We start from the raw sequence: 26,646 nt of genomic DNA, 5'->3' as shown, positions 1-26,646 counted from the left end.
TTATTGTTCGTTTAGAATGGCAGATCATCATCTGAAATGTCGATCGGCTGACCGTCATTTGCGAATGGATCCTCATCTACACGTGTATAGTTATTGTTATTATTGTTATTGCGTTGTTGATTCTGATTCTGACTATAAGGAGTGTTCTGGTCGCGTTGACCTCCACCCGAATAGCCCGGACTTCCTCCACGATCGCCTTGATTCGCACTACGCGGTTCTAAGAACTGAACGCTTTCTGCTACAACTTCCGTCATAAACACTCGACGTCCATCCTGTCCTTCGAAATTACGTGTTTGAATACGACCGTCAACGCCAGCTAAGCTGCCTTTTTTAAGAAAGTTTGCTACATTCTCTGCAGGGCGACGCCATACAACACAATTAATAAAATCTGCTTCCCGTTCTCCTGATTGATTCGTAAAACTACGATTGACAGCCAGTGTAAACGAAGCAACAGCTACTCCACTTGGAGTATATTTTAATTCAGGGTCTTTGGTTAAACGCCCTACTAATACAACTCGGTTCATCATCAGAATCAACCCCTTCCTTCTAGATTACTGTTTCACGTGAAACAGATGATAGAAGTGTATATCTTTAAAACCGTACGGATTATTCTTCTTCTTTAACAACGATATGACGGATAATATCATCGCTGATTTTAGCTAAACGATCGAATTCGTTAACTGCATCAGAAGTAGCGCTCATCTTAACTAGTTGATAGAAACCATCACGAAAATCGTTGATTTCATACGCTAAACGACGTTTACCCCAATCTTTTGACTCGATGATTTCCGCGCCGTTAGTTGTTAAAACGTTATCGAAACGCTCAACTACTGCTTTCTTTGACTCGTCGTCAATGTTTGGGCGGACAATGTACATAAGTTCATACTTTCTCATCTTAATGTCACCTCCTCGTGGTCTGTGCGGTCCTTTCTTTACGAAAGGACAAGGAGCAATGCGTTCATTACTCACGAAATAAAATTATAGCATAAGATATCTATTATTGCAATATGACGTAAAAAAAAGACTAGAATCGAAACTCTAGTCTTTTTCTCAAAACTTATACATTAAAGCGGAAGTGAATGACATCTCCGTCTTTAACTAGATATTCTTTACCTTCTAAACGAACTTTACCTGCTTCACGTGCAGCACCCATTGTTTCGGCAGCTACCAGATCTTCATAGGAAACCGTTTCGGCACGGATAAATCCTCTTTCGAAGTCAGTATGGATGACACCGGCACATTGAGGAGCTTTCATGCCTTCACGGAACGTCCAGGCACGAACCTCTTGAACACCCGCTGTGAAATAAGTGGCAAGTCCTAATAGAGAATACGTTGCACGAATCAGCTGATCCAAACCGGACTCTTCAATTCCAAGTTCTTGAAGGAACATCGCTTTTTCTTCATCATCAAGCTCAGCGATTTCCGATTCGATCTTGGCACAGACAACAATGACTTCAGCATTATCGCCTTTTGCAAATTCCCGTACTTTCTGAACATATTCGTTGTCAGAAGGATCCGCAATTTCATCTTCACTAACGTTAGCCACATATAATACCGGCTTGGAAGTCAGAAGGTGAAGTTGTTTCACAAGCTTCATTTGCTCATCTGCGAACTCAACTGTACGGGCTGGCTGTTCTGCTTCTAATGCTTCCTTGATTTTCACAAGGATATCGTGCTCCATTACTGCTTCTTTGTCTTTTTGCTTAGCCATTTTCTGAACTCTTGCAAGACGCTTATCCACTGTCTCAAGGTCGGCTAAGATCAATTCCAGGTTGATGACTTCAATATCTGCAATCGGATCAACTTTACCAGAAACATGTGTGATATTATCGTCTGCGAAACAACGTACCACCTGACAGATTGCATCCACTTGACGAATGTGAGATAAGAATTTATTTCCTAATCCTTCTCCTTTACTCGCCCCTTTTACAATTCCTGCAATGTCTGTGAATTCAAATGCCGTTGGAACTGTCTTCTTCGGTTCTACAAGCTCTGTTAATTTATCTAACCGGTGGTCAGGAACCTCTACGATTCCTACGTTCGGATCGATTGTACAGAAAGGATAGTTAGCAGATTCTGCACCTGCTTTTGTAATTGCGTTAAATAGAGTGGATTTTCCTACGTTAGGTAATCCAACAATACCAGCTGTTAAAGCCATTTTGGTCACTCCTCATCTATATTCTTATCTATTAAAAAATTCTATAAGATCGAAAAATAAGTAAACGGTCGAACCTTTCACAATTATAGAGATAATAGATAGAAAAGACAAGTGAAGCTTCTGTCTTCCTTCAAGGATAAGAGTATATGCAAGCTCTATAATGAAAAAAAAGAACATCCACTCGAATGAAAACGACTGGATGCTCTTTATTCCGATAAAATGAACATAAGCTGGATTAGGTCGAAAGAATTATGGGTAAAAAAAGAGTACTTATTATTCTTCACCACTGCTAATGACTTTTTTCATTTTTTTCGCAAAGTCTTTTCTTGGGATCATGACACTGTGACCGCACCCTACACACTTAATGCGAATGTCCATTCCCATGCGGATTACTTTCCACCGATTTGTACCACATGGATGAGGCTTTTTCATTTCTACTATGTCGTTAAGAGTGAATGTCTTTGGTTCCAAATCTTTTCCTCCTCATTCGCTATCAAGTCTTCTTTGCTTTTCCTCACGGTGGTGGATTTCGTCTTCATCCTTACGTGAATACATCACCATACGAGGGAATGGAATCTCAATACCATGTTCATCCAAGCATAGTTTAACCTCTTTACGTAGCATCCGTGCGATATACCAATGTCTCATCGGAACCGTTTCAGCTATGATCCGGACAACCACATCTGAAGCTCCAAGCGTTTGAACTCCCAACAGCTCAGGTGGATTCACGAGATCCTCGTATTTCTGTGGCAGTGCAAGGAGCAGCTCCTGCATCACTTTCTCTGCTTCTTCTATATTCTCTTCGTATGCAATGCTGACATCAACGACAGCAATACTATTGTGTACTGAGTAATTGGTTACCTCGGTAATATTACCATTCGGGAAGATATGCAGTTCTCCGGTCCAACTTTTAATCTTTGTAGTGCGTAGACCAATTTCTTCAACCGTTCCTTCAGCTGAACCGATTCGAACATAGTCACCTACTGAAAATTGATCCTCAAAAATAATGAAGAAACCGGTGATAATATCCCGAACCAGATTCTGAGCCCCAAACCCGACGGCAAGACCAACAATTCCTGCACCTGCGATGAGTCCCTTCACATCAATATCAAGAGTCGACAAAATCGTCATTAAACTGATGAAATAGATCACATATGTCAAGACATTCTCTAATAGTTTGGATAATGTGGTTTCCCTGCGCTCCGTAAACTTTAAAGGTGAACGGGATCGAACTTTGAATACATTACGAATCGCGGACCTTCCCAGCCTTAAAGCAATATAGGTAATGACCATAATCGCCACAATTTTTATCGCCCCTGAACCAAGGGAAATCCACATTTCATTATCTATTAATTTCTCTGTAGCTTTATCAATAGTTTCATCTACCTTAGCTTTGGTATCTTTTGCACTCATTTACCGAACCTCCACTTATCATTCAACAAGAAGTATTCCTTATTTTATCAACTTTCCCTCTACTTGTGTAGATATAACCTCATATTAGAATAAGTTTTAGAAAATTTTTATTTTATGAAAAAACCAGCCATATTATGTATGAAAAAAAGAAAGCGTCCGTATACTGAATAATAAGAAAAGCGGAGACAGCTCGGTCAGTCCCGATCATCCTTCAAAAGGAGTGGAAGCAATGAATCTAAAAAAAGGACTATTCGAACGGAGACCTGAACCCTATAGAATCCTTTACCAGGAAGAGCGAGCGGCACAGGATCTTTCCTTTCAATTGTCGTCGATGCTTCCGACTTACTATCGTACAAGACCCATTGTGTTTGTATGTATTGGTACAGACCGCTCCACAGGAGATTCATTAGGTCCTTTGGTTGGGAGCTTACTAGAGGAACGAGACATTAAACCCTTTCACGTATACGGGACGTTGGATGAACCGATTCACGCTGTCAATCTTGAGGAAAAGCTCAGTCAAATAGCGTCTAAACATATTAATCCATTTATCATCGGTGTGGATGCCTGTCTCGGACGATTGAAAAGCGTTGGGGCCATACAGTTATGCCATGGTCCGCTAAAGCCAGGTGCCGGAGTAAATAAAGAGTTACCTGAGGTTGGTGAGATTCATCTGACAGGAATCGTAAATGTCAGTGGGTTTATGGAATTCTTTGTTTTGCAAAATACTCGTTTAAACCTTGTAATGAAAATGGCTAAGACGATTGCTGAAGCCATAATACTTGCCGGCGATTCGGTCGAACATCGAAATGCCGTTAGTATCGAAAAATGGCGAGAAGAATTACAGCAATAAAGAAGGGAGATGACGCTAGTGTCATCTCCCTTCTTTATTGCCATTTTTCATATGTAAATCTTGTATGCGTGTATGATTCCGACAACCATTCCCACCACGATGATGCCTGGGAGTAAATTAGCGACTCTTATTTTCGTTACACCTAGGAGGTTGAGTCCAATCGCAAAAATCATGATCCCGCCGGTTGAAGTCATCTCCACTATGTAGGCGTCCATCAGCTCCTTTGGAACCCATTGATGAATCTGGGTAGCAAATAATGCAATGAATCCCTGGTAAAGGACAACAGGTATGGCTGAGAAAATAACGCCGATGCCTAAGGTTGTCGTTAGAATCAGAGAGGTGAATCCATCAATGATAGATTTGGTCAATAAAACATCATGATCTCCCCTGATACCACTATCCAACGCACCAATAACGGCCATCGCTCCAATCACAAAAATAAGAGTAGCCGTTACAAACCCTTGGGAAATGGACGTTTCTTTTTTACTGCCTAGCTTCTTTTCAAGCCAAGCCCCCAATGAGTTCAACTTGTCCTCAAGATTCATCCACTCTCCCCAAGCAGCGCCAAGGGCCAAGCTAATGATAACAATGAGGAAGTTTTCACTTTTGAACCCCATCTGTAGACCAAGAACAATAACCGCTAAACCAATCGCCTTCATGACGGTTCCCTTCATATCTTCAGGGATACGGTGAAGAAGCTTGCCTATGAGTGTTCCAATAATAATACATACTCCATTAACTAGCGTTCCGAAAAGTACCATGACGTTCCCCTTATCTTTCTTTTGATATTGTCTATTATTTGTTCACGATCTTCATAATAAAAAAAGGAAGAGGACTGACTCTGAAAGGGCATAGACTTCTCATCCCTTTAAAATCAGTCCTTTTGAAAACGAGTCTTCTTTCTCGACTTACTGAAGCAACTCTAAAATGCGGTCTAAGTCTTCCTTCGAGAAAAATTCCAGCTCGATTTTCCCTTTTTTCTTTGATTGCTTAATGGTGACCGTTGTCCCAAAGCGGTCGCGCAGAAGGGATTCCTGTTCCTGAATAAAGACATCTTTCCGCTGTGTCTTTTTTGTTTCACGTGGAACATTTTCATTCAGTTCTTGAATGATTTTTTCAAGTTGGCGGACGTTTAACGACTCTTTCAGAATACGATTTACGACTTGTGACAGATTCTTTTTGTTTTTCAATCCAAGGAGTGCACGTCCATGTCCCATCGATAGCTTACCTTCCGAAATCAGCTCCTGAACGGGTGCAGGAAGGGAAAGTAAACGAATATGGTTGGCGATATGAGGTCTGCTCTTTCCTAATCTCTTCGCTAACTCCTCTTGAGTAAGCTTTAGCTTATCCATCAGCATTTGATAAGCAGCACCTTCTTCAATCGGTGTAAGATCTTCCCGTTGAAGGTTTTCTAAAACAGCAAGTTCCATCATTTGTTGCTCATTCAATTCCCGAACCACGACGGGAACCGCTTCTAATTTGGCCGCTTTTGCTGCACGAAAACGTCGTTCCCCTACAACAATCTCATACCCTTTTATCGATTTACGAACAATGATTGGTTGAAGGATTCCATGTTCTAGAATCGATTCTTTTAACTCTTCAATCGCTTGTGGCTCGAAAATTTTACGTGGCTGATATGGATTCGGTCGTATCTCTTTCAAGCTAACTTCTTGAACCGACTCTTCATTTTGAGGTGTTTGGATATTGGTAAAGAGAGCATTAAGGCCCTTTCCTAACCCCTTAGCCATTCGCCACCACTTCCTTTGCTAGTTCTAAATAAACTTCCGCTCCCCTGGATTTAGCATCATAGATTATAATCGGTTCACCATGACTGGGCGCTTCACTTAAACGAACGTTACGTGGAATAATCGTGCGATACACTTTATCTTGAAAATATTTTTTAACCTCTTCAATGACTTGGATTCCGAGATTGGTTCTGGCATCAAGCATCGTCAACAACACACCATCGATCATCAGATCATGATTCAGATGTTTCTGCACTAAACGGACTGTGCTAAGTAGTTGACTTAATCCTTCAAGAGCATAATATTCGCACTGGACAGGAATCACGACAGCATCCGAAGCTGTTAACGCATTGATGGTCAGTAGTCCTAATGAAGGCGGACAATCAATAATAATATAATCAAATTCATCTTTTACCTTTTCCAACGCTTTCTTCAGACGCACTTCCCGGGATATGGTCGGGACCAATTCAATTTCTGCACCGGCCAATGATATGGTCGCAGGTATAACCGACAGGTTCTCTACTTTCGATTGTTTAATCGTTTCTCTTACATCTACATCATCCACTAATACATCGTATATGCACTGTTGGACATCACCTTTTTCCACACCTACACCACTCGTTGCGTTTCCTTGAGGATCGATATCTACAAGTAAAACTTTTTCCCCTATATAAGCTAAACAAGCCCCCAAATTCACGGATGTCGTGGTCTTTCCCACTCCGCCTTTTTGGTTTGTTACGGCTACTATTCTGCCCAAGGTTGTCACCTACCTTTTGACTTCCTATAATTGACTATATTTTTTTACAGTATTCTTCTATTCTATCAAAATTCCAGAAAATTTGTCTGTCAATTTTTCAAAAAAGAGAGGTATCTCCATAAATAGGAAATTACCCATGATTCATCCCTCAAGGAACGGTACGATCATAGCAAAAAAAGTGAGAAACCATTCCAATCTGTTTCTCACTTTTAGTCTACGAATCTATTTTTTTTTAGGGATACGAATGGTGAATTGATAGAATTCCTCGTGCTCTTCTTCTTCAGAGTCCAGATTGATTCCACTATCTGAGACCATGGACAAGGATTGTCGAATGGTATTCACTGCAATTCTCATATCCTTGCTGAAAGCTTTACGTTTAGGCTTTGGCTTCTGAGTTGTTCCTTCTTGCATTTTCACAACCCGGTCTTCGGTTTGTTTGACATTTAAGCTCTTTTCAATGATTTCTTGAAGAAGCTGAATCTGTTTCTCCGAATTCTTCAGTGGAATCAAAGCCCTGGCGTGACGTTCTGTTATCAGTTTATCTAATAAGGCTGATTGAATTTCTTCTGGAAGCTTTAGGAGACGAAGCTTGTTCGCCACAGTCGATTGTCCTTTTCCTAAGCGTTGAGCAAGGGCTTCTTGAGTTAGATCATGTAATTCTAACAGTTTTCCATATGCGATTGCTTCTTCTATAGGAGAGAGTTCTTCTCTTTGTAAGTTCTCAATTAATGCGACAGAAGCTGTCTCTGTATCATTGAGATTCTTTACAATTGCCGGAACGGTTTCCCAGCCAAGCTTTTGAACAGCTCTGTAACGGCGTTCTCCTGCAATGATTTCAAACTGATCATCATCGTATTGTCTAACCACGATTGGTTGAATAATACCATGAGTATGAATCGTTCTCGATAACTCTTCTATCTTTTCATCATTAAACACAGTTCTTGGTTGAAATCGATTAGGAATGATTTGTGAAACCGGAATCTTTCTCACTTCATCTCGATCTTCTTCCACTACATTTACATTTGACTCTTCAGATTCAACATCTTGCTCCTTTTCACCTAGGCCAAAAAAACGAGAGAAAGGATGCTTCATCTTCCTACACCACCTTTAAGAAACTCCCTTTATTAATATTCTCTAAAATATGACAAGTTCCTGCCTGCTGATCGAACCGTTGATGGAAGCCTAAAAAGGCAGGAGGGCTCTTCATACTATTCTAATGGTAATTTATTGGGTGTCCCAGGTTTTCTGGGATACTTGTTAGGCGTTTCTTTCACTTTATTGATTTTCACGATATTCCGTTCGCTTTCTTCTTCAGGAAGAATGAAAGAATACATCTTATCTGTTTGTCCACCCAGCATTCCGATGGCCTTTTTCGCGTTTGTCAGCTCTTCATTTACATTCGACGCCTTCATAGCTACAAAGTATCCACCCTTTTTAACCAGGGGCAGGCATAATTCACATAATACAGACATTCTTGCAACAGCTCTTGCTGTAACCATATCATATTTTTCACGATGTGCCTTATTTTTTCCAAACGTCTCGGCACGATCATGATAGAAATTCGTGTGTTGGAGGCCTAACTCATCGGATAAATGATTTAGGAACGTAATGCGTTTGTTTAAAGAATCTACGATTGAGATATGTAAGTGCGGGAAGCATATTTTAAGAGGGATACTCGGAAAACCTGCTCCTGCCCCGACATCACATAGGGATTGAACTTGCGTAAAATCAACATAGAAGGCTGCACTGATCGAATCATAAAAATGCTTTAAATATACATCTTCCTTGTCAGTAATGGCCGTCAGGTTCATTTTTTCATTCCATTCAACCAGCAATTCATAATAGCGTTCAAACTGATCTAATTGCCCGGAAGAAAGGGAAATCCCCTTCTCCTCAAGCATGGATTGGAACTCGTTTATATTCATGAAATTATCCTTCCTTTACCTCTAATGATCACTTGATACTTTTGCAATTTTCCCTTGCTCGATATAGACAAGTAAAATAGAGATGTCTGCAGGATTCACTCCTGCAATTCGAGAAGCCTGTGCAATAGAAAGAGGTTGGACCTCGATTAATTTCTGTCTTGCTTCAGATGCTATACCGCTGATCGCGCTATAATCAATGTTTTCAGGAATTCGCTTATTTTCCATCTTCTTCATTTTATCGACCTGCTGAAGAGACTTTTCAATATAGCCTTCATATTTCACTTGGATTTCAACCTGCTCCTCTACGTCGGGATCAAGTTCTGTCTCACTCGGGACAAGTGATTTAATATGACTATAATTCATCTCGGGACGCTTCAGAAGATCTGCAGCTAAAATACCGTCTTTCAACTCACTTCCACCCGCCTCGCGGATGACGGCTTGTGTTTCTTCCGTAGGCTTAATACGGGTTCCTTCAAGACGCTTCTTCTCGGTGAAAATTGCTTCTTTCTTGGCCGTAAACCGCTCGAATCTCTCATCGGAAATGAGTCCGATCTTATGACCTGTATCCGTTAATCTAAGGTCTGCATTGTCATGACGCAACAACAGGCGGTATTCAGCACGAGAAGTCAGAAGACGATATGGTTCGTTCGTCCCTTTCGTCACAAGGTCATCAATCAGAACACCGATATATGCATCAGATCGGCTTAAGATAACCTCATCTTTATCTAACGAACGGCACGCAGCGTTAATCCCTGCCATTAACCCTTGTCCTGCTGCTTCTTCATAACCAGATGTTCCGTTGATTTGTCCAGCTGTATACAAGTTTTTAATTTTTTTCGTTTCAAGGGTAGGCCATAATTGCGTCGGAACGATGGAATCATACTCAATGGCATAACCGGCGCGCATCATCTGTACTTCTTCAAGTCCCGGGATGGTTTGAAGGATTTTTTGCTGCACATCTTCAGGCAGACTCGTTGATAACCCTTGCACATACACTTCTTGAGTATTTCTGCCTTCCGGCTCCAAGAAGATTTGATGTCGAGGTTTGTCGTGGAAGCGGACGACCTTATCCTCGATAGAAGGACAATAACGAGGTCCCGTTCCTTTGATCATGCCAGAATACATCGGTGACCGATGAAGATTGTCATCAATTAATTGATGAGTCAGTTCATTCGTATACGTCAGCCAGCATGGAAGTTGATCCGTGATATATTGGGTCGTTTCATAACTGAATGCACGCGGAACATCATCACCCGGTTGAATTTCTGTTTTCGAATAATCAATGGTCGAACTATTTACACGAGGTGGCGTCCCTGTTTTAAATCGTACCGTATCAAAGCCCAGTTCATGTAAATGATCAGATAATCTGATGGATGGCTGTTGGTTATTGGGACCGCTTGAATATTTCAGGTCTCCTAAAATGATTTCACCACGAAGGAAAGTACCCGTTGTAATAACCACTGTTTTCGCACGATACGCAGCTCCTGTCATCGTGACGACACCTTTACATTCATCATCCTCGACGATCAGTTCCTCTACCATTCCTTGAAGCAAGGTCATGTTTGGTTCATTTTCAATCGTGCGCTTCATTTCATGCTGATAAAGGAATTTATCCGCCTGCGCGCGCAATGCACGTACAGCAGGGCCTTTCCCTGTATTCAACATTCTCATTTGAATATGCGTTTTATCTATATTACGACCCATTTCTCCACCAAGGGCGTCAATCTCTCTTACAACGATCCCTTTTGCCGGTCCACCGACAGATGGATTACATGGCATAAAGGCTACCATATCTAAATTAATGGTGACCATTAACGTTTTAGCTCCCATTCGTGCCGAAGCAAGTCCCGCTTCCACACCTGCATGGCCAGCACCAATGACAATGACATCATATTGCCCTGCGTCATATTGCATGGTTTGAATTTTCCTCCTTGTAGACCCTAAAGATTAGGTTCCAACTTATAATAGTATTTATTTTCCTAAGCAGAATTGAGAAAACAGTTGATCAATCAGACTTTCATGAACACTATCACCGATGATCTCACCTAATAGCTCCCAAGTTCTGGTCAAATCGATCTGTGCGATATCAATCGGTGTTCCCATTTCTACGCTATCGATCGCTTCATTGATCGCAAGTGATGCTTGATTGAGTAAAGCGATATGACGACTATTGGATACATACGTCATATCACCAGACTCAATGGACCCCGCGAAGAATAAAGATGAAATCGATTCTTCTAGTTCGTCGATCCCTTGGTCCTCCAATAGAGCGGTTGTTACAAGCTGATGATGTTTTGCAAGCTTTCTTACCTTATCTATATCAATCTTCTGAGGCAAGTCCGTTTTGTTCACGATGACAATGACATCCATCCCTTTCACCGCTTCGAACAATTGCTCATCCTCATGCGTTAATTCATCCGCATTATTGAGTACGAGTAAAATTAAATCCGCTTCTTTCAGTACTTGTCTCGAGCGTTCGACACCGATCCGTTCTACGATATCTTCCGTTTCACGAATCCCCGCCGTATCAACCAGACGTAACGGTACGCCTCTTACGTTGACATATTCCTCAATCACATCACGAGTCGTACCGGGAATATCAGTTACGATCGCTTTATTTTCATGAACAAGGCTATTTAAGAGAGAGGATTTCCCTACGTTTGGCCGGCCGATGATAACCGTTGAAAGACCTTCCCGCAAAATTTTCCCCTGCTCTGACGTTCGAACCAAATGGTCAATTTCATCCCGGACACGCTTGGATTTTTCCAGCAGTACGTTATGCGTCATTTCTTCCACATCATCATACTCTGGATAATCGATATTCACTTCTACATGAGCAAGCGTTTCAAGGATTTCCTGTCGAAGCTTGCGAATCAAATTGGAAAGCCGGCCTTCCATTTGATTTAGGGCCACATTCATGGCACGATCCGTTTTCGCCCGAATCAAATCCATCACCGCTTCTGCCTGGGAAAGGTCAATTCGTCCGTTCAGGAAAGCCCGTTTCGTGAATTCACCTGGTTCTGCAAGTCTGGCTCCATTTTTCAATGCAAGCTGCAATACTTTATTCACTGAAACGAGACCACCGTGACAGTTAATCTCAATGATGTCTTCACGGGTAAACGTCTTAGGTCCCCTCATCACAGAAACCATGACCTCTTCCACCACTTGATCGGTGTCTGGATCGATGATATTCCCATAATGAATGGTATGGGATGCAAATTCCTTCATCGAGATTCCCTTCATTCCTTTAAAGACCTTATCACCAATATCAAAGGCTTCATCCCCGCTTAATCGGACGATCGCAATCGCTCCTTCTCCCATTGGAGTGGAAATGGCAGCTATTGTATCAAACTCCATGTTATTCACCTCTCTTACTAGCTGATATCTATTTATATTAAACGTATAGTAGAAAGCAAAGTTTCCCCAAATTATTAGAATATCATAATCCTATTTAATACTAAAGAAAGGAAACCTTCTATTCGTCACCAAATAATGTTATCCACACAGATAACACTTCATCATTACTATTTTAACTTATCCACATGTGAATAACAATAAACCGCGGTGAAAATAAGAATCCACAAGAGGGCATTTGACGAAAGTGGTTTTAATAACGAGAGCACTGAATCGGGGGACTGTTTTGATCTGTATGGACATCTGCCTTTAAACAAATTCATATGCTTATGTTGCCAAATATCAGATAAATATTCTATTATACAAAATCTTACAAATCTTGCGTCATTCATTGCAACCGCCGAACCAAATAAAAAAACGATCCCCCGGAAAGGAATCGTCTTCCATTATTTTGGCGCTATGACAATATAACGATTTGGTTCTCTACCTTCTGAATGCGTATCGACACTTTTCGAATTGACTAACGCCGAATGAATCACTTTTCGTTCATAGGATGGCATCGGTTCCAAGGAAACTGGACGATTCGTACGTGATGCCTTCTCCGCTAAACGATCAGCAAGAGTTGATAACGTTTGCTTGCGTCTTTCACGATAGTTCTCTGCATCTAACAAAATGGTAATGAACTGACCGGACACCCTATTTGCAATCAGTTGGGCCAAATGTTGAAGAGCATTCAACGTTTGGCCCCTTTTTCCAATTAAGAGAGCCATTTTTTCACCGGAAATGTTGAACTCAACATCTCTACCATCTCTTTTCACATCAATGGTCGCTTCCACTCCCATTTCATGAGCAACAGATAAAAGAAAATCTTTCGCTTCATATACCGGGTCAATCGCTTTTTTCACGTGAACGATTGCCGGTTTTCCACCAAACAAACCCAAAAATCTTTTTTTACCTTGATCAATGACGTCAATTTCTGCTTCTTCTTTGGTGATATTCAGTTGAGACAAGGCTGATTCAATGGCTTCATCCACCGTTTGACCAGTCGCTTCTACTTCTCTCACTTTTTCTTTCCTCCCGAATTCCCACCAGCTTTAACTGCTTGCGCTTCTTTGATCTCTGGTCCTTTAACGAAGTATGTCTGAGCAATCATAAATAGATTACCGACTACCCAATAAAGGGATAGAGCTGCAGGGAAGTTAATCGCAAATATGATGATCATGACCGGCATGATATAAAGCATCATCGCCATTTGCGGATTTTGATTCGCTGTACCAGCCATCATTAATTTTTGTTGGATAAACGTTGTTAAACCTGCTACTAAAGGTAAGATATAGAACGGATCCGGTTGCCCGAGATCGAACCATAAGAAGTTATGAGCTTTAATTTCCTGCGTTCTGACGATTGCATGGTAGAAACCAATCAAGATCGGCATTTGAACGATTAATGGGAAACAACCCGCTAATGGATTTACCCCGTGACTTTGGAATAAAGCCATCGTTTCTTGTTGAAGCTTTTGCTGTGTTTGAGCATCTTTCGAGCTATATTTTTCACGCATTTTTTTCATTTCAGGTTGTAATGCCTGCATGGCTTTTGAATTTTTCGTTTGCTTAATCATCAATGGCAGAATTGCTGTACGAATAAGCAATGTAACAATCACGATCGACAATCCATAAGATCCACCCATGAATTCTGCAACCATTGTAATTAATTGTGATAAAGGATAGACAATATATTCATTCCATATTCCACTACTATCAGATGTAATCGGCTTATTATAATCTGTACAACCTGATAGAATAGCCATTAGCCCAATGATTCCCATCAGGGCTATCATTCTCTTTTTCACCCTTATTTTCCTCCCAACTAATATGTTTCACGTAAAATGTAAAGTCTCTTTTCATAATCATTGCTGTCCATTCAGTATCCATGCTTGTGAGAACAGGTGGAAAAGCAACAATCAAGCAGAAAAAAGCCAATGTAAACGAGTTTCCCGCACTTAAAAAGTACAATCTCTCGTATTGTATCATCTTTTCCGAGGCTTGTGATGACGAAACCTGTCATTCTCATAAAATGTTATGACTTCTTCCTATCATATTTACCATAAGAAGACCTTTTCAATACTTTTCCTCTTTTTAATACATGGGTGAGGCTCCCTTTCACTTCATGGAAATTCATTTCGGCCGCCGGTTTTCTGGCGATGATAAGATAATCGTACTGATCGTGTACCTCTTCTTGTAATTCTAAGAAAGCCTGCCTTACATAACGCTTGATTTGATTTCGGCAAACAGCGTTTCCGATTTTCTTACTGACAGAGATCCCAATGCGAAATGGTTGGGGTTCTTCCTTCTTTAATAGATACAGGACGAATTGACGGTTTGCAAAGGACGTTCCTTTTTTAAATATTTCCTGGAACTCTTTATTCTTTTTCACTCTTTGATCTTTCTTCATAGACCACACCTGATTTTCATTTTTGTCTTAATGTATCATCGGACATTATTGGCTCATTCATAGGAAATGATACTTCTCTTCCTCTTAAAAACAGTAGAACGAGCCGTCCTCTTCCTTGCTTTAAAGGAAAAAAAAGACCACTGAGTCAGTTCAGTGGTCTAGGCAGATAGTACTTTTCTTCCTTTGCTACGACGACGAGCTAAAACATTACGTCCGTTTTTAGAGCTCATACGTGCACGGAAACCGTGATTCTTTTTTCTTTTACGATTATTTGGTTGAAACGTTCTTTTCATCTATGACACCTCCCTGAAGGATATCTTTATAAAAGGTAAAGACATTCCTCACTATTATAAAGACGGTACCCATAAAAAGTCAACACTCATATTATTTTTCTTTTGACTCTTTCTCTTTCCTATTGATTTTAAAAAAAGATTTTCGCAGTAATTTGTCAGAGTCTGGCCATTTTCTATAAGCATTGTGCTTGATTCGAAGGGCATTAAATAAGGAGTTTTCCAGCAGACTCTCGCAAATCTTCTACCAAACTGTATGAATGATCAAGGAAAAGATTGTTGTTTTCTAAAATAGAAACTGCCGATGCTCTGTCAATGAGTGAATGCGATAGATGGTGAGGGGACAGCAATGATTTTTATTTTATAAAAGTAAGGACCTCCCGTTATAATCAACCACTGCTATCTCTTCTTCATGATGAAAAGTCCCTCGCCAGATAAACAACTTTCTTTCACCAAATCTCCTTCTACAAATCCTCTTCAAGTTTTCTATTCAACCTGCCTGTGGATAGTATTCGACACGGTTTTGGATTATCCACAACACATATTGACAACTTTTTCACAAGTTCATAGCTTGTGGACAAAATCATTCCACAGGCGGCAGAGGTTGTGGATAAAATTTAAAAAGCATTGCACCCCTAAGGATATTTTGATATGATTATTGTGTTTTCACTCTTAATAACTTTATTCACAGATATGGTTATCCACAATTTGTGGATATCATGTGGGTAACTTATTAAGAGGGGTTGTAGAACGTTGTCCACAAGTGGTGGATATTGTCGAAAAACCATTTTCCTTCCTTATTATATATATTTTCCACATTCACTGCTTTGTATTTTTATAAAAACGCGAGAGTTAACGGAAATTATAGAACGTATTCGTTGTACAGAGGTTATACAAACTAAGAAAAGGAGGGATCAGGATTGGAGAATATCGGGGATCTTTGGAGCAAAGCCTTAGAAAATATCGAAAAAAAGATAAGTAAGCCAAGCTTTGATACTTGGTTGAAATCCACTAAGGCCCATTCCATACAAGGGGATACCCTTGTGATTACTGCTCCAAATGAATTTGCAAGAGATTGGTTAGAAGGTCGTTATTCTCAGCTAATCTCAGGGGTTTTGTATGATATCACGGGCGAAGAATTAGTCGTGAAATTTATCATTCCCCAAAATCAAGAGCCAGAAGAGTTTGATATTCAAATACCACCTAAGAAATCGATGAAAGACGACGATCAGCAGGATATCAATCAAAATATGCTGAACGCTAAATATACATTCGACACATTTGTTATCGGTTCGGGAAACAGGTTCGCCCATGCTGCTTCGTTAGCAGTGGCGGAAGCGCCCGCTAAAGCCTATAATCCCTTATTTATTTATGGTGGAGTCGGATTGGGAAAGACTCACTTAATGCATGCTATCGGTCATTATGTTCTGGAGCATAATCCCGCTGCCAAAGTGGTTTATCTTTCATCTGAAAAATTCACAAATGAATTCATTAACTCTATCAGGGACAATAAAGCTGTAGATTTCCGCAATAAATATCGAAGTGTTGATGTTTTATTAATTGATGACATTCAATTTTTAGCTGGGAAAGAACAAACGCAAGAGGAATTTTTCCATACTTTTAATACCTTACACGAAGAAAGCAAGCAGATTGTCATTTCCAGTGATCGGCCACCGAAAGAAATTCCGACACTTGAAGACAGACTTCGCTCTCGTTTTGAATGGGGCCTTATTACCGATATCACGCCTCCAGATTTAGAGACGAGGATTGCGATCCTTCGAAAGAAAGCAAAGGCTGAAGGATTGGATATCCCAAATGAAGCCATGTTATATATAGCGAATCAAATCGATTCAAATATTCGTGAATTAGAAGGCGCCTTGATTCGAGTCGTGGCGTACTCTTCACTTATAAATAAAGATATTAACGCTGATTTAGCAGCAGAAGCATTAAAGGATATCATTCCAAGCTCGAAGCCAAGGGTGATCACCATCCAGGAAATTCAGCGTGTCGTTGGGGAGCACTTTAACGTGAAACTCGAAGACTTTAAAGCGAAAAAACGGACAAAGTCTATTGCATTCCCAAGGCAGATCGCCATGTATCTATCAAGAGAAATGACGGACTCATCCCTTCCGAAGATCGGTGAAGAATTTGGCGGCCGTGATCATACTACAGTTATTCATGCCCATGAAAAGATCAGTACATTACTCGGGGCAGATTCACTTCTTCAGCAACAATTGAAGGAAATCCGTGAGTCTTTGAAGAACTGATTTTACACACAGTCAAACTGGATAATGTGAATAACTGCGCTAAACTAATACACAGTCTGTCCACATGTGGATAGGCTGTGTTTACGTTCGATTAACTCACTTATCCACATATCAACAGGCCCTACTACTTCTATTACTATTTTTTAAATAAATATTAGTATATGATTCAGTCCATAAAATTATGTGCAAATTGGAGGAATAAATCATGAAATTTGTTATTCAAAGGGACCATCTAGTTCAAAGCGTCCAGGATGTCATGAAAGCCGTAACCTCAAGAACGACGATTCCCATTCTCACAGGAATCAAAATCATTGCAACAGAAGAAGGCGTTACCTTGACAGGTAGTGATTCTGATATTTCTATTGAATCCTTCATTCCGAATGAAGAAGAAGGTTCAGAAATTGTGGAGATCATGGATACAGGAGGAATTGTTCTTCAAGCCAAGTTCTTTAGTGAAATCGTTAAGAAATTGCCTAAAGATACCGTCGAAATCGAAGTTCAAAATCATTTCCAAACTGTTATTCGCTCCGGACAAGCTGAATTTAATTTAAATGGTCTGGACCCTGAAGAATATCCTCACCTTCCTCAAATTGAAGAAGGAAACGGGATTAAAGTGTCAACCGATCTTCTTAAGACGATGATCAGACAAACCGTATTCGCAGTGTCCACCTCAGAAACACGCCCCATCTTGACAGGTGTAAACTGTCAGATTGATAATGGGGAGTTAAGCTGTATTGCAACAGACAGTCACAGATTGGCAATGAGAAAAGCACCGATTGAAACGAATCACGATGCCTCATACAATATTGTCATTCCGGGAAAAAGCTTAAACGAATTGAATAAAATCCTTGATGATACTGATGAGCCTGTTGAAATCGTCATTACAGAGAATCAGGTCCTGTTCAAGGCGAAGCATTTATTGTTCTTCTCACGATTGTTAGAAGGGAACTATCCTGATACAAGTCGATTGATTCCTTCAGATACCAAAACAGAACTGACCCTGAACACGAAAGAATTCTTACAGGCAATCGATCGTGCTTCACTGCTTGCAAGGGAAGGACGAAACAACGTCGTCAAACTTTCCACTCTCGAGAAGGGTGTTATTGAAATTTCATCTAACACACCTGAGATCGGAAAAGTTATCGAGCAGGTACAAAGTCAATCGATCGAAGGGGAAGAGTTAAAAATCTCCTTCAGCGCGAAGTATATGATGGATGCGCTAAAAGCGATTGAAGGAACCGAAATCTATGTGAACTTCACCGGAGCAATGAGACCGTTCGTATTGAAGCCGCTTCACGATGACTCGATTCTTCAATTGATCCTGCCAGTTCGAACATATTAATCAATAAAAAAGCCAACGCCTTAGACGATCAGGTGTTGGCTTTTTTGTTGTTTGTGATTGAATCAACAAGCATTCGCTATATACAAACAACAATAGTTATAGTAAATATTCGATCATTGATGTTGGAAAATCCCTACACACAAGGGGATAAATGTTGCGCTACGTTCATGCCCATTTTTCGTTAGTTGTGACTTGACTCCATTTAGAGTAAAATAAGATATTAGAGACTTTATACGGAAAGTAGTGATTGAAGTGGCGAAAGAGATCACCATAGAGACAGAAATTATCACATTAGGACAATTTCTGAAGCTTGCTGAAGTGATTCAATCCGGAGGCATGGCGAAATGGTTCTTAAGTGAATACGAAGTGTACATAAACGGTGAACAAGACCAAAGAAGAGGTAGAAAACTTAGGAATGGTGACACAATCGAGATTCCGGAAGTAGGAGTATTTGTGGTTGCTGGAGAATAATAAAGGGTGTTATTTCCATGTACATTGAACAGTTAGAGTTGAGGAACTATCGAAATTACGAATCGATCGACGTAACGTTCGAAAATAAGGTGAACGTCATTTTGGGTGAGAATGCTCAGGGAAAGACGAATATTATGGAGTCTATCTATGTATTGGCCATGGCTAAGTCTCACCGGACTTCGAATGATAAAGATTTAATCCGTTGGGACGAGGAATATGCTAAAATAAAAGGTAGGATTCAGAAATATAATGGTTCATTACCTTTGGAGCTTATCCTTTCTAAAAAAGGGAAAAAAGCGAAGAGTAATCACCTTGAACAGTCCAAATTGAGCCAATATGTTGGCAATATGAATGTCGTCATGTTTGCGCCTGAGGATCTCCATTTAGTTAAAGGGAGCCCTCAAGTAAGGCGTCGTTTTATTGATATGGAAATCGGTCAGGTATCACCTGTTTATTTACATGATATCAGCATTTATCAAAAAATATTACAGCAACGGAACCATTATTTAAAACAACTGCAGACAAGAAAACAAAAAGACCAGACGATGCTTGATGTCTTGACGGAACAGTTTATCGAGATGGCGGTGAAGATCACCAAGAAACGATTTGAATTTATTCAGCTGTTAGAAAGTTGGGCGAAGCCGATCCACTCAGGGATATCAAGGAACCTTGAAACCTTGGAAATCATATATAAACCGTCTCTGGATGTATCAGATAATCAAGAATGGTCAAAAATGGTAGATATATATGAGCAGAAATTCGATGGTATCCGTGAACGGGAAATTGACCGAGGTGTGACCCTGATTGGACCACATCGGGACGATCTTCAATTTATTGTGAATGGACGAGATGTTCAAACTTTTGGATCGCAGGGGCAGCAACGGACAACAGCCCTTTCTGTGAAGCTTGCTGAAATCGAGCTGATTCATTCTGAAATTAAAGAATATCCCATCTTACTTCTTGATGATGTCTTGTCTGAACTAGATGATTATCGTCAGTCCCACTTACTTAATACCATTCAGGGGAAAGTACAAACCTTTGTTACCACAACCAACGTGGATGGTATTGACCATCAAACCTTAAACGAGGCGACTACGTTCGAAGTGGAAGCCGGATCAATGAAAAGATTGAAATGAGGTGTTACCTTGTACATACATGTTGGAGAAGATGTCATGGTACGTACAGATGAAATCATCGCAATTATTGATCGAGACACCGTTCAATTTTCAGAGGAAATTCAACATTTTTTAAAGACGAAGGATAAAAACCTTTGTAATCTTGCAAAGGGTTCATATAAATCACTTGTAATCACGTCAAATGAGTTGTATCTTTCACCATTGGCATCAAGTACGTTAAAGAAGCGATCAAAGAAATACTCAAACTATGAGAATTTATTATAGAAATAAAAAAAGCCCTGAAGGTTAGAAAGTGTAGGTGAATCAGTATGGCTATGGAACAAAAACAAGCGCAAGAAGGTCAGTCCTATGATGAAAATCAGATTCAGGTTTTAGAAGGATTAGAGGCCGTTCGGAAAAGACCAGGTATGTATATTGGGTCCACAAGCGGAAGAGGCTTGCATCACTTGGTATGGGAAATCGTTGATAACAGTATCGATGAAGCATTAGCCGGTCACTGTAATGAAATTGAAGTCATCATTGAAGAGGATAACAGTATCACTGTCAAAGATAATGGACGTGGTATCCCAGTTGGTATTCATGAAAAAATGGGACGTCCAGCCGTAGAGGTCATCATGACGGTACTTCATGCAGGTGGTAAATTCGGAGGCGGTGGATATAAAGTATCCGGAGGCCTTCACGGAGTAGGGGCATCGGTTGTAAATGCGCTTTCCACAGAACTTGAAGTACATGTACATCGTGATGGCAACATCTATTATCAAAAATTCGAAAAAGGTGTTCCAAGCTTCGACCTTAAGGTGATTGGAGAGACAGATAAAACGGGAACTATCATCCATTTCACTCCAGATACTGAAATCTTTACTGAAACAACGGAATACGAATATGACATACTAGCAAACCGTATCCGTGAACTGGCTTTCTTAAACAGAGGGATCCAGATCAGCATTGAAGATAAGCGCGGAGAAGGAAAACGAAGAGACTACCATTATGAAGGTGGAATTAAGTCCTACGTTGAGCATCTTAATCGTTCGAAAGAAGTTATCCATGAGGAACCAATCTACATTGAAGGCGAAAAAGATGAGATTACGATTGAAATCGCCATCCAATATAACGATGGTTTCGCAAGCAATCTTTATTCCTTCGCTAATAACATCCATACTCATGAAGGTGGAACCCATGAGTCCGGATTTAAAACTGCATTAACCAGAGTCATTAACGACTATGCCCGAAAGAATCACGTGTTTAAAGAAAGCGATGCGAATCTTTCCGGAGAAGATGTCCGTGAAGGATTGACAGCGATCATTTCGATTAAACATCCTGATCCCCAATTCGAGGGTCAAACGAAAACGAAACTCGGGAATTCGGAAGCCAGAACAATTACAGATTCGCTTTTCTCAGAACATCTGGAAACGTTCTTGCTTGAAAATCCGGTTGTCGCTCGAAAAGTAGTGGAAAAAGGATTGATGGCTGCACGTGCCCGACTCGCTGCGAAAAAAGCTAGGGAGCTTACCCGCCGTAAGAGTGCTTTGGAGATCTCAAGCTTACCCGGGAAATTAGCAGACTGTTCTTCTAAAGACCCAAGCATTAGTGAGATCTATGTAGTTGAGGGGGACTCAGCCGGCGGATCTGCTAAACAAGGCCGTGATCGTCACTTCCAAGCCATTCTTCCTCTGCGTGGTAAAATCATCAACGTAGAAAAGGCCCGCCTGGATAAGATTCTCTCAAATAATGAGGTACGTGCCATTATTACAGCTCTAGGGACAGGAATCGGAGAAGACTTCAATCTAGCTAAAGCAAGATATCATAAAATCGTGATCATGACCGATGCCGACGTCGATGGCGCTCATATTCGTACGCTATTATTAACGTTCTTCTATCGCTATATGAGAAATATCATTGAAGCAGGCTATATTTACATCGCTCAACCACCGTTGTATAAGGTACAACAAGGGAAGAAAATCGAGTATGCTTATAATGATAAAGAACTGGATCGTATTCTTGGGGAGATTTCCCCAACCCCTAAACCTGGAATCCAGCGCTACAAAGGTCTTGGTGAAATGAATCCGGAACAGCTTTGGGAAACGACAATGGATCCAGAAACAAGAACATTACTGCAAGTAAGCCTTCAAGATGCAATCGAGGCTGACGAAACCTTTGATATCCTGATGGGTGACAAAGTAGAGCCAAGACGTAACTTCATTGAAGAAAACGCAGCGTATGTTAAGAACTTAGATATTTAATATTAAATAGTACAGGATAGACCATGTGCTATCCTGTCTTTTACATAGCGGACAAGGTAAAGAATGAGAAAGGTATAAATCTTTCTTTAAAAGGAGGTCCCTTTTACTATGGCAGAAACACCAAGATCGAATGTTAAAGAGATTAATATAAGTAGTGAAATGCGCTCATCTTTCCTGGATTATGCGATGAGTGTTATCGTTTCCCGTGCATTACCAGATGCCCGTGATGGCCTGAAACCTGTCCATCGTCGAATTTTATATGCGATGAATGACTTAGGTATGACAGCGGACAAAGCATACAAGAAATCCGCCCGTATCGTCGGCGAAGTAATCGGTAAGTATCACCCTCATGGTGACTCAGCTGTTTATGACACGATGGTTCGTATGGCTCAGAATTTCAACTATCGCTATATGCTTGTTGACGGCCACGGGAACTTCGGTTCTGTGGATGGAGACGCAGCTGCTGCGATGCGTTATACAGAAGCACGTATGTCCAAGATCTCGATGGAGCTCATTCGTGATATTAATAAAGATACGATTGATTATAAAGATAACTATGACGGTACTGAGAGAGAGCCGGAAGTATTACCTGCCCGTTTCCCTAACCTGTTAGTAAATGGTTCTTCAGGGATTGCGGTAGGGATGGCAACAAACATTCCACCACATAATCTTGGAGAGGTCATTGATGGAATTCTTGCGTTAAGTAAAGATCCTGATATTACGATTCAAGAGCTGATGGAATTCATCTACGGACCTGACTTCCCTACTGCAGGTTTAATTGTAGGAAGAAGCGGAATCCGTCGGGCCTATGAAACAGGAAAAGGCTCGATTACTATGCGTGCCCGTGTGGAAATTGAAGAAAGAAGCAACGGAAAAGAAACGATTATCGTTCATCAAATCCCTTATCAAGTAAATAAAGCGAGACTCATCGAGAAAATCGCGGATCTTGTCCGGGACAAGAAGATCGATGGCATTACTGATTTACGAGACGAATCGGACCGTAATGGTATGCGTATCGTCATTGAAGTAAGAAAAGATGCAAATGCAAACGTCTTACTCAATAATTTGTATAAACAAACAGCTCTTCAAACAAGCTTTGGGATCAATCTTCTGGCACTTGTGAATGGCCAACCAAAGGTATTGAACTTAAAAGAATGTTTATACCACTACCTGCAGCATCAACGAGTGGTCATTCGTCGCAGAACAGAATTTGAATTACGTAAAGCAGAAGCAAGAGCTCATATATTAGAAGGTTTGCGAATCGCTTTAGATAACATTGATGCAATCATTACGCTTATTCGTGGATCTCAAACTACAGAACTTGCGAAACAAGGTCTAATGGAGAACTTCTCCCTATCTGACAAACAAGCACAAGCGATCTTAGATATGCGTCTTCAACGTTTAACCGGCCTAGAGCGGGAAAAGATTGAGGACGAGTATCAAGAACTAATGAAACAGATTGCAGAATTGAAAGCGATCCTTGCAGATGACGAAAAAGTTCTTGAAATCATCCGTGAAGAGCTGATTGAAATCAAAGAGCGCTTCAATGATGAAAGAAGATCAGAAATTGTAGCGGGTGGAATTGAGAACATTGAAGATGAGGACTTAATACCGAGAGAAAACATTGTCGTATCCCTTACTCATAATGGATATATCAAGCGTCTCCCTGTCTCTACCTATCGCAGTCAAAAGCGTGGAGGAAGAGGGATTCAGGGAATGGGTACCAATAATGAAGACTTTGTTGAAAACTTACTGACAACATCCACTCATGATACGATTCTATTCTTTACAAACAAAGGAAAAGCCTACCGTGCGAAAGGATATGAAATTCCTGAGTTCAGTCGTACTGCTAAAGGACTTCCAATCATCAATTTGTTAGGTGTAGAGAAAGATGAATGGATCAACGCCATGATTCGCGTAGAAGAATTTGTGGACGATTGGTACTTGTTCTTCACAACAAAGCAAGGAATTTCTAAACGTACACCGGTTTCAGATTTCGCCAATATCCGCACGAACGGCCTGATCGCCATCAATCTTCGAGAGAACGACGAGCTTATTTCTGTTAAACTCACCGATGGAGAAAAAGATATGATCATCGGAACGAAAAATGGAATGCTCATTCGCTTCCAGGAAACAGATGTCCGTTCAATGGGTAGAACTGCTACTGGAGTAAAAGGAATTAACCTTAGCGACGATGACATCGTTGTTGGTATGGAAATCCTTGAAGAGAAGAGCGATGTGCTGGTTGTCACAGTAAATGGATATGGTAAACGTACTCCTGCCAGTGAGTATCGAATTCAAACACGTGGCGGTAAAGGACTGAAAACATGTAATGTAACCGAGCGTAATGGAGAGCTTGTCTCTGTTAAAGCTGTTACAGGTGATGAAGATTTGATGATCATCACAGCACATGGAGTCTTGATCCGTATGGATGTAAATGATATTTCGACAACGGGCCGTAATACTCAAGGAGTGAAACTGATCCGCCTTCAAGAAAGCGAATTTGTTTCAACCGTTGCCAAAGTTGAAAAAGAAGATGACGAAGAAACGGAAGAACCGGTGGAGTCTGCTGATGGAATTGAGCAACCTGCAGGTGAAGACCAATCAACTTCTGAAGATGTAAATGACGATACAGAAGAATAACTAAAGAAGTAAGCTATTTTCAGCAATGAATCATTCATTCTGGAAATAGCTTATTTTTTTGAAAAGATTAACTATTTACAGAAAAATTTGGTAAAATAAACGAAAGGAAAAGGTGAGATGAGAGGTGTTAGTTGTTGAAGGTACATCGTTCAGAAATACAAGTAGGATGCATCGTAGCTGAGGACATCATGGGAATGGCGGCAAGCCCGATTATTCCTAAGAATACGGTGCTAGAAGAGGGTCACTTGGAAATTCTTCAAGCATTTCATATAACCGAGATCATCATAGAGAAGACAAAAGTGGATGGGAGTCCATTCAGATCACCACTCTCTTCTGATAACACTAATGATCAAGAAGAAACAAATCAACATGAGTCAAGTAGCTTCATTGATCTTTACTTAAAGACTATTAGTGAATTCAAAAAAGAATTTATGAACTGGCAATCAGGAACGACTGTTAATGTAGCAAGAGTGAGAGAGTTAATACTTCCTGTTATTCAGACCGTTGAACAGAATCATTCTTATATTTATTCCCTCCACCACTATTCAACAAAAAAGGATTATCTCTATCATCATGCCGTAGCGGTAAGTATCATTAGTGCTCTAATAGGAAAGAGGGTAGGGTTGAGCAGAGGGCAAGTGAATCAGTTGGCTTTAGCCGGTGCTCTGGCAGACTGTGGGATGGCCAAGGTAAGCCCACACATCTTAAACAAAGAGCAGCCCCTCTCCGAAAGTGAATTTAAAGAAGTGAAGCTCCATACAGCAAATGGATATAAAATGGTAAAGGATACCCCGTTATTAAAAGCAGAAACAAAACTAGCAATCTTCCAGCATCATGAACGATTTGATGGCACAGGCTATCCGTCATCTGAAAGAAATGAGCGGATTCATCTCTATTCACAAATTGTAGGAATAGCCGATGTCTTTCATGCCATGACTTCAGAGAGAATATATAGAAGCAAGCAGCCCATCTTTAAAGTTCTGGATATGATCAGCAAAGACTTATTCGGTAAATTTGATATCAAAGTTGTAAATGGCATCCTTCAAATATTGGGAGATTTAAGAACGGGTACTTCCGTAAGACTATCGACTGGTCAGTATGGAGAAGTCATGTATACCAAACCGAATGCACATACCAAACCCATTATCAAAATAAAAAAAACCGAAGAATTAGTAGACTTATCAAAACATAAAGATATGTATATATCTGAAGTGTTCATGTAATGGTTCTTTTCAGTGAATCGTAATACAATAGTAGATTTTGAAAATAAGCCCAAGGTTAGGAAACTAATCTTCGGTTTGTTTTTTTGTATTTACCCCTTGCAAAGCAGTGAAATAGTGTGTATACTATTATTTGTTGTCCGAAAGGCAGTACATAATTATTTCGAAAAAAACTTTTCTAAAATAATAAAAATGCCTTGACGCTAACGGAATGAAATGATATATTATATAAGTCGCTTCGAGAGAAGCACTTACACATTGAACCTTGAAAACTGAACAAAACAAGACAATACGTCAACGTAAATTCTAGATTTATTTTTAAAGAGCTATTCAAACTTTTATCGGAGAGTTTGATCCTGGCTCAGGACGAACGCTGGCGGCGTG

General features: G+C 40.4%; 25 protein-coding genes. 9 read left to right on the top strand and 16 right to left on the bottom strand.

Translation table 11 applies throughout. The annotated features are described in order from the left end of the window. Nucleotides 1-11: 11 nt before the first annotated feature. The 5 genes from ssb to FGG79_RS17175 all read right to left on the bottom strand — a co-directional run bounded on the left by ssb (nucleotide 12) and on the right by FGG79_RS17175 (nucleotide 3,571). Complete coding sequence (gene ssb, locus FGG79_RS17195) at nucleotides 12-527, bottom strand: single-stranded DNA-binding protein (RefSeq protein ID WP_138780614.1); 516 nt, start codon at nucleotides 525-527, stop codon at nucleotides 12-14. Between the two features lie 79 nt (nucleotides 528-606). Further along, nucleotides 607-894: a 30S ribosomal protein S6 gene (gene rpsF / locus FGG79_RS17190; RefSeq protein ID WP_113969404.1), complete on the bottom strand. Its 288-nt coding sequence runs from the start codon at nucleotides 892-894 to the stop codon at nucleotides 607-609. 163 nt (nucleotides 895-1,057) lie between these two features. Beyond that, nucleotides 1,058-2,158 (bottom strand): redox-regulated ATPase YchF, encoded by a 1,101-nt coding sequence (gene ychF / locus FGG79_RS17185; RefSeq protein WP_138780613.1) that lies wholly within the window; start codon nucleotides 2,156-2,158, stop codon nucleotides 1,058-1,060. Between the two features lie 273 nt (nucleotides 2,159-2,431). After that, the gene (locus tag FGG79_RS17180; RefSeq protein ID WP_138780611.1) at nucleotides 2,432-2,629 is read right to left on the bottom strand and encodes a DUF951 domain-containing protein; all 198 of its coding nucleotides are present in this window, start codon (nucleotides 2,627-2,629) and stop codon (nucleotides 2,432-2,434) included. Nucleotides 2,630-2,641: 12 nt separating this feature from the next. Further along, nucleotides 2,642-3,571, bottom strand: a complete 930-nt coding sequence (locus tag FGG79_RS17175; RefSeq protein ID WP_138780609.1) for a mechanosensitive ion channel family protein — start codon at nucleotides 3,569-3,571, stop codon at nucleotides 2,642-2,644. A gap of 229 nt (nucleotides 3,572-3,800) precedes the next feature. On the opposite strand from FGG79_RS17175, the gene yyaC reads away from it, so the two are divergent. After that, nucleotides 3,801-4,421, top strand: coding sequence for a spore protease YyaC (gene yyaC, locus FGG79_RS17170; protein ID WP_138780607.1), 621 nt, complete (start codon nucleotides 3,801-3,803; stop codon nucleotides 4,419-4,421). A 47-nt stretch (nucleotides 4,422-4,468) separates the two neighbouring features. Here the strand turns inward: yyaC and FGG79_RS17165 are convergent, their stop codons facing one another. The 11 genes from FGG79_RS17165 to rpmH all read right to left on the bottom strand — a co-directional run bounded on the left by FGG79_RS17165 (nucleotide 4,469) and on the right by rpmH (nucleotide 14,946). Then, a complete protein-coding gene (locus tag FGG79_RS17165; RefSeq protein WP_138780605.1) occupies nucleotides 4,469-5,182 on the bottom strand; it encodes a DUF554 domain-containing protein in 714 nt (237 codons plus the stop codon). A 147-nt stretch (nucleotides 5,183-5,329) separates the two neighbouring features. Next, a complete protein-coding gene (locus FGG79_RS17160) occupies nucleotides 5,330-6,169 on the bottom strand; it encodes a ParB/RepB/Spo0J family partition protein (RefSeq protein ID WP_138780603.1) in 840 nt (279 codons plus the stop codon). Beyond that, entirely contained in the window at nucleotides 6,162-6,923 is a 762-nt protein-coding gene (locus tag FGG79_RS17155) for a ParA family protein (RefSeq protein WP_138780601.1), read from the bottom strand. Before FGG79_RS17155 ends, FGG79_RS17160 begins: the two co-directional genes overlap by 8 nt. 222 nt (nucleotides 6,924-7,145) lie before the next feature. Continuing rightward, nucleotides 7,146-8,015, bottom strand: a complete 870-nt coding sequence (gene noc, locus FGG79_RS17150; protein WP_138780599.1) for a nucleoid occlusion protein — start codon at nucleotides 8,013-8,015, stop codon at nucleotides 7,146-7,148. Between the two features lie 116 nt (nucleotides 8,016-8,131). After that, entirely contained in the window at nucleotides 8,132-8,848 is a 717-nt protein-coding gene (rsmG, locus tag FGG79_RS17145; RefSeq protein ID WP_138780597.1) for a 16S rRNA (guanine(527)-N(7))-methyltransferase RsmG, read from the bottom strand. Nucleotides 8,849-8,869: 21 nt separating this feature from the next. Beyond that, nucleotides 8,870-10,762 carry a tRNA uridine-5-carboxymethylaminomethyl(34) synthesis enzyme MnmG gene (gene mnmG / locus FGG79_RS17140; RefSeq protein ID WP_138780595.1) on the bottom strand — a complete coding sequence of 631 codons (1,893 nt, stop codon included), beginning with the start codon at nucleotides 10,760-10,762 and terminating at the stop codon, nucleotides 8,870-8,872. A 57-nt stretch (nucleotides 10,763-10,819) separates the two neighbouring features. Further along, on the bottom strand, nucleotides 10,820-12,205 hold the full coding sequence (mnmE, locus tag FGG79_RS17135) for a tRNA uridine-5-carboxymethylaminomethyl(34) synthesis GTPase MnmE (protein ID WP_138780593.1): 1,386 nt from the start codon (nucleotides 12,203-12,205) through the stop codon (nucleotides 10,820-10,822). A 443-nt stretch (nucleotides 12,206-12,648) separates the two neighbouring features. Next, nucleotides 12,649-13,266 carry an RNA-binding cell elongation regulator Jag/EloR gene (jag, locus tag FGG79_RS17130; protein WP_138780591.1) on the bottom strand — a complete coding sequence of 206 codons (618 nt, stop codon included), beginning with the start codon at nucleotides 13,264-13,266 and terminating at the stop codon, nucleotides 12,649-12,651. Continuing rightward, complete coding sequence (gene spoIIIJ, locus FGG79_RS17125) at nucleotides 13,263-14,051, bottom strand: YidC family membrane integrase SpoIIIJ (protein WP_138780589.1); 789 nt, start codon at nucleotides 14,049-14,051, stop codon at nucleotides 13,263-13,265. The genes jag and spoIIIJ overlap by 4 nt, the downstream gene beginning before the upstream one ends. A gap of 227 nt (nucleotides 14,052-14,278) precedes the next feature. Next, nucleotides 14,279-14,653, bottom strand: a complete 375-nt coding sequence (rnpA, locus tag FGG79_RS17120; protein ID WP_138780587.1) for a ribonuclease P protein component — start codon at nucleotides 14,651-14,653, stop codon at nucleotides 14,279-14,281. Nucleotides 14,654-14,811: 158 nt separating this feature from the next. Next, complete coding sequence (gene rpmH, locus FGG79_RS17115; RefSeq protein ID WP_034764748.1) at nucleotides 14,812-14,946, bottom strand: 50S ribosomal protein L34; 135 nt, start codon at nucleotides 14,944-14,946, stop codon at nucleotides 14,812-14,814. Nucleotides 14,947-15,863: 917 nt separating this feature from the next. Here rpmH and dnaA point away from each other — a divergent pair. The 8 genes from dnaA (at nucleotide 15,864) to FGG79_RS17075 (ending at nucleotide 26,265) form a co-directional block, all read left to right on the top strand. Then, nucleotides 15,864-17,210, top strand: a complete 1,347-nt coding sequence (gene dnaA / locus FGG79_RS17110; protein WP_138780585.1) for a chromosomal replication initiator protein DnaA — start codon at nucleotides 15,864-15,866, stop codon at nucleotides 17,208-17,210. 205 nt (nucleotides 17,211-17,415) lie between these two features. Further along, a complete protein-coding gene (gene dnaN, locus FGG79_RS17105; RefSeq protein ID WP_138780583.1) occupies nucleotides 17,416-18,552 on the top strand; it encodes a DNA polymerase III subunit beta in 1,137 nt (378 codons plus the stop codon). A 252-nt stretch (nucleotides 18,553-18,804) separates the two neighbouring features. Next, entirely contained in the window at nucleotides 18,805-19,023 is a 219-nt protein-coding gene (yaaA, locus tag FGG79_RS17100) for a S4 domain-containing protein YaaA (protein WP_138781068.1), read from the top strand. 17 nt (nucleotides 19,024-19,040) lie between these two features. Continuing rightward, the gene (recF, locus tag FGG79_RS17095; RefSeq protein WP_138780581.1) at nucleotides 19,041-20,159 is read left to right on the top strand and encodes a DNA replication/repair protein RecF; all 1,119 of its coding nucleotides are present in this window, start codon (nucleotides 19,041-19,043) and stop codon (nucleotides 20,157-20,159) included. A gap of 9 nt (nucleotides 20,160-20,168) precedes the next feature. Further along, the gene (remB, locus tag FGG79_RS17090) at nucleotides 20,169-20,423 is read left to right on the top strand and encodes an extracellular matrix regulator RemB (protein WP_138780579.1); all 255 of its coding nucleotides are present in this window, start codon (nucleotides 20,169-20,171) and stop codon (nucleotides 20,421-20,423) included. 50 nt (nucleotides 20,424-20,473) lie between these two features. Beyond that, entirely contained in the window at nucleotides 20,474-22,399 is a 1,926-nt protein-coding gene (gyrB, locus tag FGG79_RS17085) for a DNA topoisomerase (ATP-hydrolyzing) subunit B (protein WP_138781066.1), read from the top strand. Nucleotides 22,400-22,507: 108 nt separating this feature from the next. Continuing rightward, entirely contained in the window at nucleotides 22,508-25,042 is a 2,535-nt protein-coding gene (gyrA, locus tag FGG79_RS17080; RefSeq protein WP_138780577.1) for a DNA gyrase subunit A, read from the top strand. 134 nt (nucleotides 25,043-25,176) lie between these two features. Continuing rightward, complete coding sequence (locus FGG79_RS17075) at nucleotides 25,177-26,265, top strand: HD-GYP domain-containing protein (RefSeq protein WP_138780575.1); 1,089 nt, start codon at nucleotides 25,177-25,179, stop codon at nucleotides 26,263-26,265. Nucleotides 26,266-26,646: the final 381 nt, after the last annotated feature.

The sequence above is a fragment of the Bacillus sp. BHET2 genome (assembly GCF_005938125.1).
In the GTDB taxonomy this organism is placed as follows: Bacteria; Bacillota; Bacilli; order Bacillales; family Bacillaceae_B; genus Rossellomorea.
This window is presented reverse-complemented; position numbering and strand designations above follow the sequence as displayed.

Excerpts from the sequence above, each read along its gene's own strand:
- rpmH (WP_034764748.1), bottom strand. The coding sequence starts at position 14,946 with ATGAAAAGAACGTTTCAACCAAATAATCGTAAAAGAAAAAAGAATCAC.
- mnmG (WP_138780595.1), bottom strand. The coding sequence starts at position 10,762 with ATGCAATATGACGCAGGGCAATATGATGTCATTGTCATTGGTGCTGGC.
- FGG79_RS17165 (WP_138780605.1), bottom strand. The coding sequence starts at position 5,182 with ATGGTACTTTTCGGAACGCTAGTTAATGGAGTATGTATTATTATTGGA.
- rpsF (WP_113969404.1), bottom strand. The coding sequence starts at position 894 with ATGAGAAAGTATGAACTTATGTACATTGTCCGCCCAAACATTGACGAC.
- rsmG (WP_138780597.1), bottom strand. The coding sequence starts at position 8,848 with ATGAATATAAACGAGTTCCAATCCATGCTTGAGGAGAAGGGGATTTCC.
- FGG79_RS17175 (WP_138780609.1), bottom strand. The coding sequence starts at position 3,571 with ATGAGTGCAAAAGATACCAAAGCTAAGGTAGATGAAACTATTGATAAA.
- ychF (WP_138780613.1), bottom strand. The coding sequence starts at position 2,158 with ATGGCTTTAACAGCTGGTATTGTTGGATTACCTAACGTAGGAAAATCC.
- recF (WP_138780581.1), top strand. The coding sequence starts at position 19,041 with ATGTACATTGAACAGTTAGAGTTGAGGAACTATCGAAATTACGAATCG.
- yyaC (WP_138780607.1), top strand. The coding sequence starts at position 3,801 with ATGAATCTAAAAAAAGGACTATTCGAACGGAGACCTGAACCCTATAGA.
- mnmE (WP_138780593.1), bottom strand. The coding sequence starts at position 12,205 with ATGGAGTTTGATACAATAGCTGCCATTTCCACTCCAATGGGAGAAGGA.
- ssb (WP_138780614.1), bottom strand. The coding sequence starts at position 527 with ATGATGAACCGAGTTGTATTAGTAGGGCGTTTAACCAAAGACCCTGAA.
- noc (WP_138780599.1), bottom strand. The coding sequence starts at position 8,015 with ATGAAGCATCCTTTCTCTCGTTTTTTTGGCCTAGGTGAAAAGGAGCAA.
- rnpA (WP_138780587.1), bottom strand. The coding sequence starts at position 14,653 with ATGAAGAAAGATCAAAGAGTGAAAAAGAATAAAGAGTTCCAGGAAATA.
- FGG79_RS17160 (WP_138780603.1), bottom strand. The coding sequence starts at position 6,169 with ATGGCTAAGGGGTTAGGAAAGGGCCTTAATGCTCTCTTTACCAATATC.
- dnaN (WP_138780583.1), top strand. The coding sequence starts at position 17,416 with ATGAAATTTGTTATTCAAAGGGACCATCTAGTTCAAAGCGTCCAGGAT.
- gyrB (WP_138781066.1), top strand. The coding sequence starts at position 20,474 with ATGGAACAAAAACAAGCGCAAGAAGGTCAGTCCTATGATGAAAATCAG.
- gyrA (WP_138780577.1), top strand. The coding sequence starts at position 22,508 with ATGGCAGAAACACCAAGATCGAATGTTAAAGAGATTAATATAAGTAGT.